The sequence below is a fragment of the Myxococcus sp. CA005 genome (assembly GCF_006518205.1).
GTDB lineage: Bacteria > Myxococcota > Myxococcia > Myxococcales > Myxococcaceae > Myxococcus > Myxococcus xanthus.
Map to the genome: position 1 here is coordinate 99,969 of NZ_SRLV01000015.1, position 16,928 is coordinate 116,896.

Annotated in this window: 15 protein-coding genes and 1 pseudogene; 9 read left to right on the forward strand and 7 right to left on the reverse strand. The window is 70.0% G+C overall.

Annotated features, from left to right (window positions below):
• Positions 1 to 25: 25 nt before the first annotated feature.
• From FMQ63_RS09515 to FMQ63_RS09525, 3 genes are all read left to right on the forward strand, one after another.
• Positions 26 to 478 carry a PaaI family thioesterase gene (locus FMQ63_RS09515; protein ID WP_011550220.1) on the forward strand — a complete coding sequence of 151 codons (453 nt, stop codon included), beginning with the start codon at positions 26 to 28 and terminating at the stop codon, positions 476 to 478.
• Positions 475 to 939 (forward strand): PaaI family thioesterase, encoded by a 465-nt coding sequence (locus FMQ63_RS09520; RefSeq protein WP_011550219.1) that lies wholly within the window; start codon positions 475 to 477, stop codon positions 937 to 939. Before FMQ63_RS09515 ends, FMQ63_RS09520 begins: the two co-directional genes overlap by 4 nt.
• Before the next feature lie 157 nt (positions 940 to 1,096).
• Positions 1,097 to 1,828 carry a DUF4142 domain-containing protein gene (locus FMQ63_RS09525; RefSeq protein WP_225909671.1) on the forward strand — a complete coding sequence of 244 codons (732 nt, stop codon included), beginning with the start codon at positions 1,097 to 1,099 and terminating at the stop codon, positions 1,826 to 1,828.
• 2 nt (positions 1,829 to 1,830) lie between these two features.
• Here FMQ63_RS09525 and FMQ63_RS09530 read toward each other — a convergent pair whose 3' ends face one another.
• The gene (locus tag FMQ63_RS09530) at positions 1,831 to 3,267 is read right to left on the reverse strand and encodes a protein kinase (protein ID WP_011550217.1); all 1,437 of its coding nucleotides are present in this window, start codon (positions 3,265 to 3,267) and stop codon (positions 1,831 to 1,833) included.
• A gap of 207 nt (positions 3,268 to 3,474) precedes the next feature.
• Here FMQ63_RS09530 and FMQ63_RS38340 point away from each other — a divergent pair.
• A pseudogene (locus FMQ63_RS38340) lies at positions 3,475 to 3,567 on the forward strand (hypothetical protein); the annotation flags it as partial.
• A gap of 780 nt (positions 3,568 to 4,347) precedes the next feature.
• On the opposite strand, the gene FMQ63_RS37355 reads toward FMQ63_RS38340, so the two are convergent.
• The 3 genes from FMQ63_RS37355 to FMQ63_RS09545 form a co-directional block, all read right to left on the reverse strand.
• A complete protein-coding gene (locus tag FMQ63_RS37355) occupies positions 4,348 to 4,659 on the reverse strand; it encodes a pilus assembly protein N-terminal domain-containing protein (protein ID WP_026113911.1) in 312 nt (103 codons plus the stop codon).
• 110 nt (positions 4,660 to 4,769) lie between these two features.
• A complete protein-coding gene (locus FMQ63_RS09540) occupies positions 4,770 to 5,684 on the reverse strand; it encodes a sigma-70 family RNA polymerase sigma factor (RefSeq protein ID WP_216608880.1) in 915 nt (304 codons plus the stop codon).
• A gap of 359 nt (positions 5,685 to 6,043) precedes the next feature.
• On the reverse strand, positions 6,044 to 6,376 hold the full coding sequence (locus FMQ63_RS09545; RefSeq protein WP_020477948.1) for a hypothetical protein: 333 nt from the start codon (positions 6,374 to 6,376) through the stop codon (positions 6,044 to 6,046).
• Between the two features lie 277 nt (positions 6,377 to 6,653).
• On the opposite strand from FMQ63_RS09545, the gene FMQ63_RS09550 reads away from it, so the two are divergent.
• From FMQ63_RS09550 to FMQ63_RS09565, 4 genes are all read left to right on the forward strand, one after another.
• Positions 6,654 to 8,006: an RtcB family protein gene (locus tag FMQ63_RS09550; RefSeq protein ID WP_011550213.1), complete on the forward strand. Its 1,353-nt coding sequence runs from the start codon at positions 6,654 to 6,656 to the stop codon at positions 8,004 to 8,006.
• Positions 8,007 to 8,148: 142 nt separating this feature from the next.
• Positions 8,149 to 9,078: a TIGR02266 family protein gene (locus FMQ63_RS09555; RefSeq protein ID WP_171452259.1), complete on the forward strand. Its 930-nt coding sequence runs from the start codon at positions 8,149 to 8,151 to the stop codon at positions 9,076 to 9,078.
• A 184-nt stretch (positions 9,079 to 9,262) separates the two neighbouring features.
• Positions 9,263 to 9,766 carry a cupin domain-containing protein gene (locus FMQ63_RS09560; RefSeq protein WP_020477949.1) on the forward strand — a complete coding sequence of 168 codons (504 nt, stop codon included), beginning with the start codon at positions 9,263 to 9,265 and terminating at the stop codon, positions 9,764 to 9,766.
• A gap of 140 nt (positions 9,767 to 9,906) precedes the next feature.
• On the forward strand, positions 9,907 to 10,803 hold the full coding sequence (locus FMQ63_RS09565) for an MBL fold metallo-hydrolase (protein WP_011550210.1): 897 nt from the start codon (positions 9,907 to 9,909) through the stop codon (positions 10,801 to 10,803).
• Positions 10,804 to 10,812: 9 nt separating this feature from the next.
• Here FMQ63_RS09565 and FMQ63_RS09570 read toward each other — a convergent pair whose 3' ends face one another.
• A complete protein-coding gene (locus FMQ63_RS09570; protein WP_011550209.1) occupies positions 10,813 to 13,089 on the reverse strand; it encodes an ATP-binding protein in 2,277 nt (758 codons plus the stop codon).
• A 244-nt stretch (positions 13,090 to 13,333) separates the two neighbouring features.
• Here FMQ63_RS09570 and FMQ63_RS09575 point away from each other — a divergent pair, with 244 nt between their 5' ends.
• Positions 13,334 to 15,523: a hypothetical protein gene (locus FMQ63_RS09575; protein ID WP_011550208.1), complete on the forward strand. Its 2,190-nt coding sequence runs from the start codon at positions 13,334 to 13,336 to the stop codon at positions 15,521 to 15,523.
• A 71-nt stretch (positions 15,524 to 15,594) separates the two neighbouring features.
• Here FMQ63_RS09575 and FMQ63_RS09580 read toward each other — a convergent pair whose 3' ends face one another.
• Positions 15,595 to 16,149, reverse strand: a complete 555-nt coding sequence (locus FMQ63_RS09580) for a hypothetical protein (protein WP_011550207.1) — start codon at positions 16,147 to 16,149, stop codon at positions 15,595 to 15,597.
• A 99-nt stretch (positions 16,150 to 16,248) separates the two neighbouring features.
• Positions 16,249 to 16,746 carry an outer membrane protein assembly factor BamE gene (locus FMQ63_RS09585; RefSeq protein ID WP_225909670.1) on the reverse strand — a complete coding sequence of 166 codons (498 nt, stop codon included), beginning with the start codon at positions 16,744 to 16,746 and terminating at the stop codon, positions 16,249 to 16,251.
• Positions 16,747 to 16,928 lie beyond the last annotated feature (182 nt).

A 16,928-nucleotide genomic window follows, 5' to 3' on the forward strand; every position in this document is an offset into this window, starting at 1 on the left:
CCCTGAATCTGGTATCGCGCCCCTCATGTCGGACGACTTCACGCTTCCTGAAGACAAGGCCGAGCGGATGGAGCGCTGCGCGATCTTCTACACCGACGTCGTGCCCCACAATCACGCGCTGGGGCTGCGGCTGGTGGACATCCGCGCCGCCGAGGCCACCGTCGAGCTGCCCTACGCGGAGAACCTCGTCGGAAACCCGGAAACCGGCGTCATCGCCGGCGGCGCGGTGACGACGCTCATCGACGCCACCTGCGGCACCGCCGTTTTCCTCAGGCTGGGCCGCTTCGCCCCGCTCGTCACGCTGGACCTGCGCATCGACTACCTGCGCCCCGCGCGGCCCGGCATCGTTCTCACCTGCGTGGCCGAGTGCTACCGGCTCACCCGCCAGGTGGCCTTCGTCCGCGCGTTCGTCCACCAGGGCGACCCGGGCCACCCCGTGGCTTCCGCCCAGGGCACCTTCATGCGGACAGAGGAATGACGACCATGTCCGAGTCCACGACGCCTCCCCTCGCCGAGTTGGTGCGCCAGGTACGCAAGACGCGCGAGTACAAGCGCCTCACCGACGCCATCCCCTACACGCGTTTCATGGGCATCGGCGTGGAGAACCTCGCCGGCGAGATGCTCTGCCGCATGGCCTTCAACCCGAGGAACATCGGCAACAGCCTGATTCCCGCCCTTCACGGCGGCACGCTCGGCGCGCTGCTGGAATCCGCCGCCGTCTTCGAGCTGCTGCTGCAGACGAACACCGAGCGCGTGCCGAAGGTCATCTCGCTCACGGTGGACTTCCTTCGCTCCGGCAAGCCGCAGGACACCTTCGCCAAGGCGTTCGTCACCCGCCAGGGCCGACGCGTGGCCAACGTCCGGGTGGATGCGTGGCAGGACGACCGCACGCGGCCCATCGCCAGCGCGCACGCGTTGTTCCTGCTGTCAGAGCCGTAAGCCTTCCGGGAGTGGAGCCGCTGACGGCGGGATGCCCTCGAAACCCCGGAGGCACTGAGACAGGAGCCCTCGCCCCGCTGCCCGCCCCCCTTGCTCCGCGACATCCTCCGCCTCCACCTTCAGTTTGATGTCTCGCTCGGGACATGGGAGGCAGGCGATGAAGCGATGGATGGGTGGCGTGGTGGCGGGCGCGCTCGCACTGGGCGGCGGCGCCCTGGCGCAGCAGAACGGCACGGACGACACGGAGAGCATGGTCCGCATGGGCCGTCCGGAGGCCATCGACCAGGGGCAGGCCCCGGAGCCGTTCGAGGAAGGCACAGGGGGCGCCGGTTCCCAGGGCACTCCGCCTGATGCGCGCGGCGTGGCGCTGCTGCGGCAAGGCCTGCTGCCCATCCCCACCGACGAAAAGGCCTTCCTCGACGAGCTCCACCAGGCCAACCAGCAGGAGGTGAAGCTGGGCCGGCTCGCACAGCGGCAAGGCAGCTCCCAAGGCGTGAAGGACTACGGCGCGCGGCTGGTGAAGGACCACGGGCAAGCAGACCAACGCCTCATGGCCTACGCCCGGAAGCAGAACCTGACGCTGGCCGAGCCCCAGGCGGACACCGACTTCGCCAGGACGATGGAGCGCGCGGAAGAAGCGTCGATGGCGAAACTCCAGTCCCTCCAGGGCCCCGCGTTCGACCGCGCCTTCCTGGCCGCCATGGTGGGCGACCATGACGCGGACATCGCCAAGGTGATGGCGGGTCAGCAGCAGTTCTCCGGCAACGCCGGGCTGCAAGCGCTGCTCGGCGACACGCTGCCCACGCTGCGCGAACACCGGCAGCAGGCGTACCGGCTGCTGGGACAGGAAACTCCCCGCCAGGCACGCAGGGCTCCCGGCGGACGCTGACGTCAGCGCGCGGTGACGTCCAGGACTCGGGACTTCATCTCCCCGGCGTGACTCCACGTAATCAGGTCCGTGCTGCCCTCCTCCTTCCCCTTCAGACGCACCACGCCCTGACGCGGCACGGTGACTTCGACGAGGCTCGGTTCGCCCACCGCGATGCGCTGGAGTCCAGGAACGGCCAGTTCGTGCACGTCGCCGACGCGCAGGACAATCAGCGATGCGGCCATACGCCCGAGGCTCTCGGCTCGCGGCGTGGCGGCGTCGGACTGGAACAGAAAAGACGGCTTCCACAGGAGCACGCCCAGGACCACCAGGGAACCCGCTCCCGCCAGGGCCAGGATGCCCCGGCGGCCCCATGCCGGCGAAGGCAGGGAGAGCGCCGCCATCAGCGCCTCCATGCTGGGGAAGCGGTCCTCGGGCGCGTTCGCGAGCCCCCGCGCCAGCGCGGTGCGGAGATGCCTCGGCACGCTCGACGTTCGCGGTGCGGCGGAGGCAGCAAGGTGGCCGGGACGCTCACCGTGGAGCGCTTCGTGGAGCGCGACGCAAAAGCTGTACTGGTCGCCGCGGGCGTCCACGGCCCTTCCCGCGCGCTGCTCGGGAGACATGTACGCCGGCGTTCCCGCGGCCTGCCCCCACTCCGTGAGCATGGAGGCCTTCGATGCACCCTCGCTCACACCGGCCGGCGCCTCGGGAGACTCGCCCGTGCCGCGCCTCGCGAGCCCGAAGTCCGTGACGCGTACCCGGCCGTCCCGCCCCACCAGCACGTTGGACGGCTTGAAGTCACGGTGCACCACCCCCGCGCGATGGGCAGCGGCCAGCCCCGCTCCCGCTGCCAGGAAGACATCCAACACGTCCCGCCATGGACGCTCGCGTTCCCGAAGCCAGTCCGCGAGCGTCGTGCCGTCCACCCACTCCATGGCCAGGAAGTCGTGCCCCTCCGCCGTCCCCAGCTCGAAGAGTGGCAGCACGTTGGGATGCGAGAGCCGCGCCATGGCCTGGGCCTCGCGAAGCAGCCGCTCACGACCCTGGTCCTGCGCGCCCGCGAGCAGCGGCCTCAACAGCTTGAGCGCCACCCGCCGCCCCAGCCGCAGGTCATCCGCCGCGTACACCACGCCCATCCCTCCCATGCCCAACACGCCCTGCAGCAGATAGGCCCCCAGCCGCGTCCCTGGCGGCAGGACCGGCTCCTCCCGCGCGTCCGGCAACGTCGCCGCGCCCGTGTCCCACCGCGTGGGCGCCTCCGCCTCACGCTCAACGACGACTGCGCCCGGCAGAGAGGAACTGGCCGCCACCGCCGCCACCAACGCCCGGCAGTCCGCGCAACCGTCGAGGTGCGCTTCCACCACCGCCACCTTCCCCACGGGAGCCGAGCCACTGACGAAGGCCGCGAGCAGGTTCTCATCCGGACATGCGGACATCGGAGGACGGTGCAGCGAGTTCATGGCGCGCCTCGAATCATCGCAGCCCGAGTCCGCGCCGAACAGCCCACCCGAGTGTTCCCACCCTCGAAGGCAGCTCCGCTGGCGCGCCGACCCGACCTCCCACCTTGTGTCAGCCCCTCCCTGTAGACAGGTCGTCGTGGAGGGAACGTTCCTTCCACGCGACGGCCGCGAAGGCAGGGGGACGGGCGGATGTACACGTTGGCGGAGATGCGCGCTTTCAGGCTGCGTGACGCGGCGGAGTTGCTGGCACAGCGGGGGTTCGACAACGTCCGGGCCGCGGAACTGGCCCGGGCCACGCGGCTCTCGGTGGGCTCGCTGTATCGTTACTACGGCAGCAAGCAGGGCATCGCGAGGGCGATACGGACCCTCACCGAGCGCGAGCTGTCCTACACGGGTTTCGTCGCCTACCAGATGGCGGATGGCGACCCGCTGCGGCAGGGCTTTCGCGACGTCTTCATCGCCTTCTGGCGCGAGTTCGCGACCTGGGCGCTGTTGCAGCCCCACCTCGTGGGCTTCACCTTCCTTCACAACCATCCGGACACGGACTCACCGGGCGAGCATGACGGACGGACGCGCGCGCAGGTGCTGGAGGTCCTCGAGCATGGCGAGCGCGAGAAGGTGTTTCCCAAGGGCCGCACCTGGCTCCATGAGTGCATGGTGTGGGGCATGCTGTCGGAACTCGTGCGCCGGACGGGCCGGGGCGAGGTGGTGAGCGAAGAAGACGTCGAGACTGCCGCGGAGGTCCTCTGGAAGGCGCTCTCTTTAGATGAGCCCTCCAAGCCTCGAGGTGGTGGCAATCCGCCTCCGGGAGGTGACCACGCGCATCCAGCGCTCACGGCGGACACGTCAGCTCGGACAAGTGGGGCGATGGTCCCCACCGCATCCGCTGAACCCCCTCCAACTGCGACGCGCCTTCGTGCGGCGGCAGGTGACGCACCGCTCTCGCATGCACCTTGCCCCCGGCCGGTCCAGACGGCGCGAAGCCCTGGTCCAGCGGCGTCCACGCCCCTCATCCCTGCGCGGAGGAGCGCGGCTTCCATTCATGCCACATGGCGGCACCATGGCCACCGATGCCCTGCATCAATCGGTGACGACGATGCGGTAGCTGCTGCGCTTGTTCTCGGGCCCCACCCACACGAGCAGCGCTGTCTCACCGGCCTGCTTACCGATGATGCGCAGCACCCCTTTGCCGAGCGCCTTGATGTCCGCAATCTCCGGTTCGTCAATCGCGATGCGGACCATTCCCGGAATTTGAAGGTCGCGATGGCTGCCCTTCTTCACGACCACCGTTTCCTCGGTGGTGGCCGAGGCCCCAGAAGACGGGGCCGGCTTCGACTCCTCCGCCAGCGCAGGCGCTCCCATCAACGCCAGCGCAACCAGGGCAAGGCCCATTCTGTGATGCATGGTGTGTGTCCTCCAAGAGGGGGTTGTTCCACCTTCACCCGGATGACACCGGCCAGGTCGGAGCGTTGCACGCGGCCGCGAAAAAAGTCCGCGGACCCTCAGGAAGCCCCAGGGCTGCTCAGCAGGGACGGCAGGCTCAGGTCCAGCTCTCCCTGTACCACCCGCATCAGGCTGTGCAGTTCGCCGGAGGTGAGCCGAAGCCGCTCCGCCAGCCGCTGACGTGTGCCCTCCAGCGCCGCTTCCCGGGCACGGGCCACCCAGCGCGACACGGTGGACTTGTGCGTCTGGTACATGGTGCCGATGCGCTCCAGGCTCAGCCCCTCCACCACGTGCAAGCGCAGCACGGTGCGCTCCCGCGTGGGCAGGGCATTCAGTGCCTCGGAGAGCGCCGCCTGGAAATGCTCGCGGTGGTTCTTGCGCAGGTAGTCCAACTCGACGTCCGCCATGCCCGCATGGGTTGGCAGCGGGAGCGCCTCCGCCTCCTCTTCGGCGTGGGCCCTCCGGCGCTCCGAGCGCTGGAGGTTGAGGGCGGTGCGCACCGCTGCCGCGCGCAACCAAGCCGCGAGCGGACCACTGCCCAGGTATTCCGCCATGCGTGCGGGCCGGTCACCTTCTGGGACGAGCAGCCGCTCGCGCAGGTGTTGAACCACCTCGGAGGGGTCCACACCCGTGTCCCGCATCCGAGCCAAGGACGCCGCCGCCTTGGGAAGAACGTGGCGCTCCAGCGCGACATGCGCCGCGGCGTTCCCCCGCACACAGGCGCACGCCAGATAGAGGTCCGCGGCATGCACGGAGGCCAGCACCCGTGAGGGGTCCTCGTCCCGTGGCAGGCACGAAGCAAGGTGGCGTAGGAAGTCTTCCTCCGCCAGCGTCACGCCCGGCCAGGCCTGCCGCGCCGCGGCGCAGAGCGCGACCAGCGTGTCCTCCAGTCCGGACAGGGCCTCGTAGCCCTCGCGTGTCCCGGAGCCGAGCTGCTGGAGGAAGACGAGCGAGCGGCTCTGCTGCGTTCGCATGCGCACCTCGGCACCGCGCGTGCCTGGAACGGCACGGCTCACCCGCCTTGTTACCCCGTTCCCTCCCCCCGTTTCCACCCGGCCAGCACGACGGCTCGGCGAGCAACCGCGCCAGGAAGTCGCCAAGGGCCTTTAACTTGGGCGGCGTGGGGCGCGCGGGCGGCCACACCCGCCACAAGGCTCCCCGCTCCCCCCTGTGCTCGCACACGAAGGACCGGACGCGGCGCTCGCGCGGACGCTGGGCCACGCCCACCTGGGCATCCTGCCCGGACAGGGCCACGTGGCCCACGTCACCGCGCCTGAATTGCTGGCGCGCGAGGTCTCCGCGTTCCTCCGCGAATCGCCCGCGCGCCTGGGGCCTACATGGACACGGACTTGCTTGGGTCGAGCTGCATCTTCTCGGGCTCGCGCGTCCGGGCCTGCGTGTCCGCCTTCTTCGAGGCGTCCCGGCTCTTGCGCGGGGCCTCGACCTCCGCCTTCACCGGCGCCTCGCAGTGGTCACCCTTCCGATTCGGGTGGCAGTGCCGGATGCCATACACATGGTGACACCCACAGGGGTCCACCCGTTTCTTCGCGCACGCGGAGGGATTGAACACCGGGGCTGCCACCTCCACCGGTGTCTGTGCCTGCTCCTTCTCCACGGGTCCCGCCTGCAACGCCACCGCCAGGAAAATCCCACCAAGGAAACCCATCGCCCACCCCCTACCTGGATGCTGCGGAATGGATGGGAATGGAATCCGGACGTGACAAGTCCCGGGGCGTTCGGAGCCTCGCCGTCCGCTCTCGGGCTGACTTTCGCCCGGCCGGGCACGTCCCGGCCGCGGCCGCGTGCGGCTCCGAATTCGCTCGCCTTCCCGCCTGTGCCCCCAGCATCCTCTGCTCCTGTTTTCGGGTTTCGGCTCCTGGCGTCAGCTTCCCTGGACGCTCCCGTCGCTGCCGCGTGTTCATCCCATCTGGGGAATAAGAGTCATGAGTTGGAAGCAGCGGCTGGAGAAGGTCTCAGAGGGCCATTACGTCCTGGCGAAGACCAAGAGCATGAAGGTCGATGCGGACCTGTTCCTGTCCGACAAGTTGCTGTGGGGGGAGGGCCCCGAGCAACCTGGACTGGAGGACTCTGTCTTTGACCAGGTGGTGAATGCGGCATCCTTCCCCGGGGTCACCCGCGTGGCTGTCACACCCGACTGTCACCTGGGCTACGGCGTCCCCATTGGCACGGTGGTGGAAACGGACGGCATCCTCCTGCCCACCGCCGCCGGCTACGACATCGGCTGCGGGATGGTGCAGTTGCAGACGACGCTCACCGCCGAGGACGTCGCCGACGCCACGAAGCGCCGCCGCTGGATTGAAGAGGTGACGAAGCGCATCGCCGTGGGCGTGGGCGCCAGCCGCGTGCAGAAGCAGCGCAGGGTGACGGACCGCACCTTCGCGGACGTGGTGCGCCACGGCGCCAAGGCCCTGGGCCGGGGTTCGTCCGTCACCGAGCGCGACTACATCCCCGTCGAGGATGATCGGGTAGACATCCCCGAGCGCGCCTTCGGCAAGCGTGAGCAACTGGGCAGCCTGGGCGGCGGCAACCACTTCACCGAGATGCAGGTGGACCAGGACGGCCGCGTGTGGGTGATGCTGCACACCGGCAGCCGCGGCTTCGGGTGGAACATCGCCAAGCACTTCTTCGTGGAGGGCGCCGCGCAGCTGGGCCTCAAGAGCCGCAGCGAGGACCATGTCTGGCTGGACGCGGAGAGCCCGCTGGGCCGCGACTACTGGAACCTCCACAACATGGCGGCCAACTTCGCGGTGGCCAACCGGCTCATCATCGGTGAGGCGGTGTGCGCGGCGCTGGAGGACGTCTTCGGCGGCACGGCCAGCGTGTATTACGAAATCTCCCACAACCTCATCCAGAAGGAGGCGGGGAAGTTCGTCGCCCGAAAGGGCGCCACGCGCGCGTTCCCCGGAGGACACCCCGCGCTGAAGGGCACGCCCTGGGAGAAGACGGGCCACCCCATCCTCATCCCGGGCTCCATGGAGACGGGCAGCGCCATCCTCTTCGCCGAGCCGGGCGCACAGAAGTCCATCTATTCGGTGAACCACGGCTCTGGCCGCCGCATGTCGCGCGGCGAGGCGCGGCGCGTGCTGAAGCAGGACGTCACCGACAAGCGCATGGCCGAGGCGGGCATCCTCCTCAATACCCGCCAGACGCCGCTGGACGAGTCCGGCCCCTGCTACAAGAACCTGGACGACGTCCTGGAGACGGTGGAGATGGCGGGGCTGGCCCGGGTGGCCTACCGGCTCAAGCCGGTGGCCTGCATCAAGGGCGCGGACTGAGGCGGCCCGGGAGGCGCATGGCCGTCTGCCTGCCGCCAATCCCTGGGAGGCGGGCGGCCCCGGGTCATTTCCGGCTCGGCGCGTAGGGCTCGTGGGGCCGTCCGGGGGACGCTACAGTGGGCGCCCCTGGAGTCTTTCGCCCATGAGCTCGCCGTCCCCTGCTGCCCGCATGCCCCCAGCTGCTTCCCGTGAAGCGGAGCTGGCTCGCGCCGAGAGCGAGCTGTCCACGCTGGAGGGCCGGCTCCATGAACAACTCGCCCAGGCCACGGCGGAGGCGTCCGCGCTGGCCACCCGGCTGGAGCAGACGCGGCAGGCGCTGACGCGGGCCCACCAGGCCCCCGGTGCCGACCCCATGTTGGGGGAACAGGCCTCCCGGTTGCAGTTGGCCGTGGCGCCCGCGCTGGACGTGGAGGCGCCGCGCATCCGGGCACTGGAGGCCCGTCAAGCCGCGCTCCTGGCTCGGCGGCAAGCAGGTTCGGAGATGCAGTCACTGCTGCGAGCCCACCAGGAGCAGGCCGCGCAGGTGGCCCGCGCGGTGACCGAGGCGGAAGCGGTGCTCAAGCGTCAGGCCGAGGCGGCCAAGGCCCGCCAGGAAGCCGCGTCGCGGGCACAACACGAAGCCGCCAAGGCCCGCCAGGCCGAGCTGGCGCGGGCGGCCGCCGCGGCGAGGGCCCAGGGGCACGCACCTCTCCCGGCAGCCGCGGCCCGGCCCGCCACCCCGCCGGAGAACGACGCGCGGCGCAACGGACGGGTGCGGATGCACACGTCCATCGACATGCGCAGCGACTCCAACTTCTTCACGGGTTTCTCACTGGACCTCAGCGAGGGCGGCGTCTTCATCGCCACCGTGGACGCGGTGCCGCGCGGCACGCAGGTGGAGCTGGACTTCACGCTGCCGGGCGGCCGGCCCATGAAGGTGACGGGCGTGGTGCGCTGGGTGCGCGAGGCCAATTCCCGCACGCCGGAGCTGATGCCAGGCGTGGGTGTACAGTTCACCGGGCTTCCGGCGGAAGTGGCCAGCGCCATCTCCTCATTCATCACCACGCGCGACCCGATGTTCTTCCCGGACTGAGCTTGAGACAGACGCCTTCGTGACACGCGGGCGCGATGTTTCACGTCATCCGTCGGGTAGTCGACCTCGCGGCCACTCCCGCGCGCTGACAGGCGGGATTATCCTCCGCAGAAGACAGACACTCCGACGACGAACTCATGGCGCAAGCCAATGCAGCGGCGCCGCGGAAGGAGATGACACCCGCATGAGCGCGCCTCATCGCAGCCCCACGGTCCTCGCCGGACGTCGTCCGCGCTGGGACTCCCGCCGACACGCCGACACTGCCCGTGCCTTGGAAGGCACGGGCACCCCGCCCGCACGCGACGCCCTGGAGACGCCGGCCCCCGAGGTGGACAAGGTCAACCTCGCGCAGAAGCTGGCCCTCTTCTCCGAGCACTGGTCCCCGAAGGTGGTGGGCGAGCTGAACGGCCAACACGTCCGGCTGGCCCGGCTCCACGGCCCCTTCGTCTGGCACCAGCACGACGCCGAGGATGAGCTGTTCCTCGTGCTCCACGGCCAGCTGCGCATGGAGCTGCGCGAGCGCACGGTGGACGTGGGCCCAGGCGAGTTCATCATCATTCCTCGCGGCGTGGAGCACCGGCCCGTGGCGGAGGAGGAGGTCCACGTCCTGCTCTTCGAGCCCGCCACCACGCTCAACACCGGCAACGTCCGCGAGGAGCGGACGGCCGAGCATCTGCAGCAGCTCTGAAGCGGACGTCCAGGCACCCCCGCCGGGCGGGCGGGCCTCCCGCCACCCCGCTCGCGCGGATTCCTCCGTGGCGTCGCGCGGCGCACCTTTAGCTCCGGACCCGGGCCGCCCGAGCGGCTCCCTGCCGAGGAGCGGAAGCGATGCGCATCCACCACCTGAACTGCACCACCATGTGCCCGCCGGGCGGCCGGCTGGTGGACGGGCGAAAGGGCTTCACGGGGCCCGCGGCGCTGACGTGTCACTGCCTCCTGGTGGAAGGCCGGCAGGGACTCATCCTGGTGGACACCGGCTTCGGCCTGGAGGACGTGAAGCACCCCCGGGCGCGGCTGCACCCGCTGCTCCTCAAGGGAATCCGGCCCCGGCTCAACGAGGGCCCCACGGCCATCCGACAGATTGAGCGCATGGGCTTCCATGCCGAGGACGTGCGCGACATCGTCCTCACCCACCTGGACTGCGACCACGCTGGCGGCCTGAGCGACTTCCCTCACGCGAAGATCCATCTCTTGTGGGATGAGTACCAGCAGGCCCTGGCCCAGGCGACGGCGAGGGACCGGAGACGCTACCGGCCACAGCAGTGGCCTCCGGAGACGCAGTGGGTGACGTATCCCTCCCTGGGGGACGGTGAGCGCTGGTTCGGCTTCGAGTGCGTGAGGGATTTGACGGGCCTGCCGCCGGAAATCCTGCTGGTGCCGCTGCCGGGCCACACCCTGGGCCACGCTGGCGTCGCCATCCAGAATGGAAGCGGTTGGCTGCTGCACGCCGGAGACGCGTACTTCTACCATGGGGAGATGGCCCCGGACCGGTACCAGTGCACCCTGGGCCTGCGCATCGCCCAGAAACTGAATCAGACGGATGGCTATCTGCGCTGGCACAACATGCGCAGGCTGCGCGAGCTGGTGCATCGGCACGGACGGGACGTCACGGTGTTCTGCGCGCATGACTCGCTGGAGTTCGAGCTGCTGGAGGAGCAGGAGAAAGCGCCTGAGCGGTCGCCCCTGCGGACCTTCGTGGACACCCGGCCGCCGCTGCACGCGTGACGGGCGGGCTCACGAGTGCAGGGGAATATCGGGTGGCTCACGCAGCTCCGAGCCCAGCAGCATCAGCGGCAACTCCACGATGAAGGTGGCGCCCTCGCTGGGGGCACTCTCCACGCGGATGGTGCCGCCGTGCGCCTCCACCAACTGCCGGACGATGTAGAGCCCGAGCCCGAAGCCCGCATGCTGGCCGCCGGAGGGCTCTCTTTCGAAGCGCTCGAAGATGCGCCGCTGCGCCTCCGGGGCAATGCCCACGCCGTGGTCTCTCACGCACAGCCGCGCCCGCGCCACGCCCGCGTGCTCCACCCGGACCTCCACCGGCCGCCCCCTCCCGAACTTCAGCGCGTTGGACAAGAGGTTCGTCACCACCCGGTCCAACCGCAGCCGGTCCCACCGGCCCACCAGCCCCAATTCCGCGCCGAACTCCAGCTTGCAGCCCGCCTCCGCAGCCTGTTCGGCGAAGCGCTCCACCACCTCGTGCACCAGGTCCGACAGGTCCACCGGCGCCACGTCCAGCATCAGCTTTCCCGATGACAGCCGCGACAGGTCCAGCAAGTTGTGCAGCAGCTGCCCCAGCCGCTGCGTCTGCTTCAGCGCCGCCGCCAGCCCGTCGCGCGCCTTCTGCTCCTCCGCGAGTTCCATCCGCTGAAGCCTTCGCAGGAGCAACTGCAGCGTGTTCAACGGATTGCCCAAGTCGTGCGCGGCCACGCCGATGAGCTCCACCGCGTCCTGCGCCTCGCTCCAGAGCCGGGCGTTGTCCAGCGCGAGCGCGGCACGTCCCGCCACCTCCTCCACGAAGACCTGGTCCGTCACCGTCAGCCGGCGCTCCGGCGCGGACGTCAGCAGCACAAACACCCCGCGAGTCTGCCGCCCCACCCGCAGCGGCACGCCGAGGTAGGAGCGCACGCCCACCTTCTCCATCAACGAGAGGTGCTCGGGGCCCACCAGCCCCCGGGCCAGGGTCTCCGGAGACACGTCGCTCTTGAGCTCGGAGCGCCCCGTGCGCATCACCTGCCAGATGCCCCATGGAGACTCTGGTGGCGGCGGAAAGCGCCGCGCCGCGTCCCATAGCCACGCCTCCTTCTCCGGCATCGCGTGCGCCACCGCGCGAGGCCAGAGGTCACCACTGGCCGACAGCAGGTAGAGCAGGCAGGCGTCCGCCACCTCCGGCACCATGATGCGCGTCAGCTCGGCCACCGTCTGGTCTGGGTCCTGGAACTGGTGGAAGAGGCCTCCCGCCTCCGCCAGCAGTTGCTGCGTGCGCTCGGCCCGGCGCCGCTCGGTGATGTCGCGCGTCACCTTGGCGAAGCCGCGCGGCAGCCCGCGCGCGTCCTGGAGCACGGTGACGTTGACGTCCGCCAGATAGCGCGAGCCGTCCTTCCTCACTCGCCAGCCCTCCGTGTGCAGCCGCCCATCCTTCCGGGCCCGCACCAGGTCCTTGTCCGGAATCCCCGCCGCAACCGCATCCGGCGGGTAGAAGACGCTGGAGGGCTGGCCCAGGATTTCCGCCTCCCGGTAGCCCATGATGCGCTCCGCGCCCGGGTTCCAGCTCTCCACCCGGCCCCGCGCATCCAGCAGGAACAAGGCGTAGTCGCGCACCCCCTCCACGAGGAGCTGAAAGCGCTCGGCGCTGGCCTCGGCCTCCTGTTGGATGGGCCGCAGCTTGCGCGTCAGCGTCCACGCCAGCATCGTGGCGCCCGCGAGGCCCAGGCTCCCCGCGAGCAGGGACAGCCCAAGCGCGCTGCGGTCCGTGGCCAGGCTCTCATGAATGCCCTCGGACAGCCGGGTCTCCGTCTGCTGGTGGAGCATCCGGAGGCTGTCCATGACACGGCGGCGCGTGTCCGCCACGTGGCCGTCGAAAATCTGCTCCAGCCGCTGGCGGGGCACGCCGTCCTCGCGCTCCATGATGAGCGCCTGCATGGCCTCCTCGTGCTCCAGCTCCGCGTGGGAGACGGCCTCCAATTGAGTGGCCAGGGGCTCCTGGGTGAGCCGGCGCTTCAGGGCTTCGTAGGTGGCGATGAAGCGCTCGCGCGCGACGGACATGTCCTGGGCGAAGAAGGTATCTCCCGACAAAGCGAAGCCCCGGCCACTGACGACCTTGTCGTTGAAGGTCCGCTCCAGTTGTTTGATGTCCAGCACGTCCCGGGACAGCTCCAGGATGCGCGCCTTGTGATTGGCCCGCACGGAGAGCAGCGCCACCACGGACGTTCCCGCCAGCACGAGCGCCACCACCAACGAGATGATGAAGCCGGCGCCCGCGCGCTGCGCGAACGTCCACGGACGTGCCACCTCCCCTCCTCCCCAGACGGTCCACCGCCCATGCCCTCGGGCAGGGTGAAGCGCTCCGCACCCTGAATCCAGGGGGCTCGCCGGGTGACGCGAACGTTGGAAACCAGGCGCCCGAGCAGACGGCGCCCGTGCCCGCGCGTCGCGGTGTGTGCACCGTCCAACCCCGCATTACACCCTGGCTGGGCACGCGCGCAGCCCAGCCCCAGGTTGGGCGCGGGTGGTGGCCTGGGCGGGACGGGAGCGCATGCGCGGAGCGGGGCGGCGGGGAGCGTGGTTCTGGGCGTGTGGGCTGGTGCTGTGGGTGGCGTGCAGCCAGACGCAACCGTACGAGGACGCGGACACCCGCCGGCCGGTGTCCGCCTGCGAGCCCATGACGTGCGCCTCCCAGGGCATGGACTGCGGCATCGCCATTGACGGCTGCGGCGGCACGCTCGGCTGCGGCGCCTGTGGCCCCGGTGAGGTGTGCGGAGGGGGTGGCCGGCACAACGTGTGCGGACCGGCGCCCTGCGAGCCCACCACCTGTGAGGCCCTGGGGAAGGATTGCGGACCAGTCTCGGATGGCTGTGAAGACGTGCTCGACTGCGGCACCTGCACGGCGCCCGAGTCCTGCGGCGGCGGGGGCACACCCAACGTATGCGGCGAGCCCACCTGCACGCCGGACACCTGTGAGTCGCTGGCGCGCGACTGCGGCGCCGTCCCGGACGGCTGTGGCGGCATGCTCGACTGTGGCGTCTGCGCGGACGGACTGACGTGCGGGGGCGGCGGCGCGCCCAATGTGTGTGGCCACGGCATCTGCAAGCGGGCCACCTGCGACGTGCTGGGGAAGGACTGCGGGCCGGTGTCCGACGGCTGCGGCGGCATGCTCGACTGTGGGGCCTGCGCAGGCGGCCTGACGTGTGGCGGCGACGGCGTGCCCAATGTCTGCGGCAACTCGCCGTGTACGCCGGGGACGTGTGAGACGCTGGGGAAGAACTGCGGGCCGGTGGCGGACGGGTGCGGCGACATGCTCGACTGCGGCGTCTGCGCGGACGGCCAGACGTGCGGCGGCGCCGAGCCCAACGTGTGCGGCGGCGGCGTGTGCACCCCGCTCACCTGCGAGTCCCAGGGGAAGAACTGCGGCACCGTGCCCGATGGCTGCGGCCGACTCCTTCACTGTGGCCTCTGCCCGGCGGGCGAGACATGCGGCGGGGGCGGCGTGGACCACGTCTGTGGCCATCCCCTCTGCACACCGGCCACCTGCGAGTCGCTGGGCAAGGACTGCGGCACCGTGCCGGACGGGTGCGGCGGCGCGCTCCAGTGCGGGGCATGCGCGAATGGCGAGACGTGTGGAGGTGGCGGCACGCCCAACGTGTGCGCGGCGCCTTCCTGCCGCCCCTACACCTGCGGCCTGCTGGGCAAGGATTGCGGCACCGTGCCGAACGGGTGTGGCGGGTTCCTGGAGTGTGGCACCTGCACGGCGCCCGAGTCCTGCGGAGCGACGGGCGTTCCCAACGTCTGCGCGGCGAGCGCGTCCGTGTGCGTGGACCGGAACCTGGGCAGCGTGTTGCCGGTGATGGTGAAGGGCTCCACCGCGCACGCGGGGGATGACCATCAGTCCTCGTGCGGAGGGAGCGGCGCGCCGGACCGGGGCTTCCTGTGGACGGCGCCCAAGAGCGCGCTCTTCACCTTCGACACGGCGAAGTCGGCCACCCGCTCGCTCGTCTCCGTGCGCAGCGGCGGCTGCGGGGGCGCGGAGCTGGCGTGCGCGAAGGACGGCATCAGCTACGGCGGCGGCGCGCGTGTTTCGGTGCCGCTGGTGCAGGGACAGACGGTGCTGGTGGTCGTGGACTCGGCGAGCCTGGACCGGTTCAGCGCGGGGTACTTCGAGCTGCACATCGATGAGCTGCGGGCCAGCGAGGCGGGCTCCTGCTTCGACGGCATGGACAATGATGGGGACCGCTGGGTGGACTGCGCGGACACGGACTGCCACGACGCGCCGGGCTGCAGCGGCCGTGGCTGCGCGCACCATGACTTGGGCAGCGCGCTGCCGGTGACGTTCCACGGAGAGACGGCGGGTTCCGGTGACGGCTTCCAGGGGACCTGCGGCGCGCTGCTCCAGCAGGACCGCGCGCACCTGTGGACGGCGCCGCGGGCGGGCACCTACGTCTTCGACACGGCACCGAGCGAGTGGGGCAACGCGCTCTACGTGCTCACGGGTTGCCGGGGCACGGAGTTGGGTTGCGCCTCCAACGCGAACGGGAGTCCCCAAGGCTCGCCCGCCGTGAAGGTGACACTGGCGCAGGGCCAGACGGTGCTGGTGGTGGTGGACGGCATGGCGAATCCCGACCAGGACACGCCCATCCGGTACACGCTCCACATCAGCGAGGACGCCGCCACGGAGACGGGCCGGTGCGCGGATGGCGCGGACAACGATGCGGATTCCAACTGCCAGTAACGAAAGGCAACCCTTGTGGCGAAGTGCCTCGATGGAGCACGCCCGCGCTCATGCGTTGGATTCCCAGCGTGTCAGCGATGCGCCTGCCGGAGCGCCTTCACCACGACGTCACGGACGCCAACGGCGCGCGCGGAGGTGTCTCCCTCTTCCTCATCCGTGGAATACAAGTCGTAGGCGGGTGCCGTGAACGCCACCGTGCCGCGCTTCGTCCCCCTGACACCACCACAGACCCACTCGACCGTGGTCACGTAACGGGTCGGCGCATGACCTGAGGCCGACTCGGACTCACGACGAAGCATCACACTCGTCAAATCCTGGAGGATGCGCTCACCTTCGGCCCGCGACAGCTTCCTCGGACTGAGTTTGACCGGGTCTTCCCAGTCGTCCCCTCGGCCAGAGACCTCCGCGCCGCTTTGCGTCACCTTCAGGTAGAAGGTGCTTTGGGTGAACACCCAACAACCCGTGAGGACATAGTCGACCTTCACCGTCACGGGCAGGTCCTCACTGAGGCAGCGCAAGGCCTCCTCGCTGGGCGCCTCGTACCCGACGACGTCGTCAGACGCCGCTGCGGAAGAAAGCCCCGCTACCGCCAGGAGAACCGCGAGCCCCCGAGAGAACCGCCGCATGGTGCGACCTCCGTTTCATTGAACGGAGGGAGGCTGGCACCCGCGACTCGCGGGCAGCCACGCATGGTTCCATCATCGTTTCGGCATGAAAGGCCCTGCTCAGCCTTCCTGCGCGGGCACGGGCGCCGCGTCCGCGGGCTCCTCGCCCGGCGCCGCGAACGTCCCCGTGGCGGGGTCCACGTTCCAGGCGGAGTACTGGTGCGTCTTCACGTCCCGCAGCTTCCCGTCCTCGTAGCAGACCGAATAGATGAGGAACTGCGGGTTGACGAAGTTGGGCTGCCCGTAGCGGTAGCACTCCGCCCCGTTGGTGTCCCGCTCCAGGGTGATGGGCCGTCCGAGCACGGCGCGCACCTGCTCCGTCGTCATCCCACCCCGCATGGACTTGAAGCCTTGGGGCGTGACGATGCGGAACGTCTTCTCCTCACCCTTGGCGAGGGTCCAGAAGCCCACGCCCAGCACCACCGGTATCAGGGCCATCAGCAGGGCGCCCGCCCACCGTCCCCGAGGCACCTTCCTGTCCTTCTGGAAGGCCGTGAAGAGGCCGCTGGCCGCGTCCGCCTTGGGGGTCGTCTCCGTCGCGCTCACGTCGCCTGACATGCAGTCCTCATATCGCGGATGCAACAAAGTCCACGCCTCCCGCCCTTTCTCCCTGCCCGCCCACCTGGGAGCGCTTACATCGCCTGACGGCTCCCTCTCCCAGGTAACACGCGAGTTTACAATGAACAGGGGGGCGGCCTGCTACATCCCCTCCAAGGGAGTCAACGAGGAGTCAAGTCACC

Excerpts from the sequence above, each read along its gene's own strand:
- FMQ63_RS09515 (WP_011550220.1), top strand. The coding sequence starts at position 26 with ATGTCGGACGACTTCACGCTTCCTGAAGACAAGGCCGAGCGGATGGAG.
- FMQ63_RS09520 (WP_011550219.1), top strand. The coding sequence starts at position 475 with ATGACGACCATGTCCGAGTCCACGACGCCTCCCCTCGCCGAGTTGGTG.
- FMQ63_RS09525 (WP_225909671.1), top strand. The coding sequence starts at position 1,097 with ATGAAGCGATGGATGGGTGGCGTGGTGGCGGGCGCGCTCGCACTGGGC.
- FMQ63_RS09530 (WP_011550217.1), bottom strand. The coding sequence starts at position 3,267 with ATGAACTCGCTGCACCGTCCTCCGATGTCCGCATGTCCGGATGAGAAC.
- FMQ63_RS37355 (WP_026113911.1), bottom strand. The coding sequence starts at position 4,659 with ATGGGCCTTGCCCTGGTTGCGCTGGCGTTGATGGGAGCGCCTGCGCTG.
- FMQ63_RS09540 (WP_216608880.1), bottom strand. The coding sequence starts at position 5,684 with ATGCGAACGCAGCAGAGCCGCTCGCTCGTCTTCCTCCAGCAGCTCGGC.
- FMQ63_RS09545 (WP_020477948.1), bottom strand. The coding sequence starts at position 6,376 with ATGGGTTTCCTTGGTGGGATTTTCCTGGCGGTGGCGTTGCAGGCGGGA.
- FMQ63_RS09550 (WP_011550213.1), top strand. The coding sequence starts at position 6,654 with ATGAGTTGGAAGCAGCGGCTGGAGAAGGTCTCAGAGGGCCATTACGTC.
- FMQ63_RS09555 (WP_171452259.1), top strand. The coding sequence starts at position 8,149 with ATGAGCTCGCCGTCCCCTGCTGCCCGCATGCCCCCAGCTGCTTCCCGT.
- FMQ63_RS09560 (WP_020477949.1), top strand. The coding sequence starts at position 9,263 with ATGAGCGCGCCTCATCGCAGCCCCACGGTCCTCGCCGGACGTCGTCCG.
- FMQ63_RS09565 (WP_011550210.1), top strand. The coding sequence starts at position 9,907 with ATGCGCATCCACCACCTGAACTGCACCACCATGTGCCCGCCGGGCGGC.
- FMQ63_RS09575 (WP_011550208.1), top strand. The coding sequence starts at position 13,334 with ATGCGCGGAGCGGGGCGGCGGGGAGCGTGGTTCTGGGCGTGTGGGCTG.
- FMQ63_RS09580 (WP_011550207.1), bottom strand. The coding sequence starts at position 16,149 with ATGCGGCGGTTCTCTCGGGGGCTCGCGGTTCTCCTGGCGGTAGCGGGG.
- FMQ63_RS09585 (WP_225909670.1), bottom strand. The coding sequence starts at position 16,746 with ATGTCAGGCGACGTGAGCGCGACGGAGACGACCCCCAAGGCGGACGCG.